This is a genomic window from Mycobacterium sp. NGS62 (assembly GCF_059812285.1).
Genome location: NZ_JCALCK010000061.1, coordinates 1 through 1,289 on the forward strand (window position 1 = coordinate 1; position 1,289 = coordinate 1,289).

The 1,289-nt window shown below is 63.5% G+C and carries 1 protein-coding gene; it reads right to left on the reverse strand.

Translation table 11 applies throughout. The features are described from left to right. A partial coding sequence (locus AC5Y49_RS24670; RefSeq protein WP_499891998.1) for a DDE-type integrase/transposase/recombinase occupies nucleotides 1–1,188 on the reverse strand: 1,188 nt, incomplete at its 3' end. Nucleotides 1,189–1,289: the final 101 nt, after the last annotated feature.

A 1,289-nucleotide genomic window follows, 5' to 3' on the forward strand; every position in this document is an offset into this window, starting at 1 on the left:
CTGTTCGGTTTTTTCCTTGGCCAGGATGAGGAGTCGATTCTGCAGGTCGGCGATCTCGCGGCCGATCTTGGCGGGGTTGAGACCGTCGCGGTAAGCGATCAGATCGGCCTGCTGGGCCGGCGAGAGCACCCCGGCGGCCAGCAGCCGCTCCAGCGGAGTCTGTGGGGCGTCGTAGAGGCGCCGGCGCCGACCGTTAGCGCTGCTGGCGTACCCGACCGGTTTGATGGTCGGGGTGAGGTAGTTGAGCCGGTCGTTGACCAGCTTCCACAACCGATTGAGCGCCGCGCGTTCCGCGGGAGTGTCGTAGCGGTAGTAGAACGCGTATTTGCGCACCAGGTGGTTGTTCTTGGTCTCGATCGTGGCTTGATCGTTCTTCTGGTACGGCCGAGACCGGGTGAAGAAGATCTCCAGCTGCGCGGCCCACTTGATGACGGCCTTATTCAGGAACTCAGTGCCGTTGTCGAAGTCCAGACCGGTTACTTCATAAGGGATTTCATCAATTCCAGCCTTGAGGGCGCCCAGGATGTGTGTGTGGGCATTGTTGCGCACGGTGCGGGTGAAGACCCAGCCGATATGGACATCGGTGAGGTTCAGAGTGCGGGCGAACTCACCTTTCAGCGTTGGCCCGCAGTGCGCGACGGTATCGCCCTCGAAGAACCCCGGCGATGCTTCGACCTCATCCCCAGCTCTGCGGACCTTGATCGAATTACGCAGCAGCGGTGAGGGTTTCGTCGTCGACACACCCGATATCTGGTCCTTGGCCTTCGCGGTCTTCAGATAACGATCGATGCTGGCCGCACTCATCGCCAGCAGCTCGGCACGCACCTCCGGGCTGTAGCGCTCCCGCCCGAACTGCAACTCGCCGTGACGCTCCAACCCGTCGAGCTGCAGCGCCATCGAGGCGCCGAGATACTTCCCGCACTGCCCACCCGAGGCGGCCCACACCCTCTGCAGCACCTTCAAAGCGTCATAGGAGTACTTCGGCGCCCGCGGCCTACGGGGCCGCGCAGCCACACCGCGGCCCGACCCTGGCGGCCGTTTCGCCGCCTCGGCAAGCCGGCGCCGAGCGTTATCCCGCGACCAGCCCGTCACCGCCATCACCTGATCCAGGACACGCCCCTTGTCCTTCTTCGATGCCTTCACATACGCCCTGGCGAACCTGGTGGTGATCTCCGCGCGAGACGTCATCGACAACCCACTTTCCATGCCCCACGACGGTCACCGTTTCGCGGGCATTCTTACGTGAGGCACCGAGGGCGTTTCGCGGGCAGTTTTCGTGAGTCAAGTCG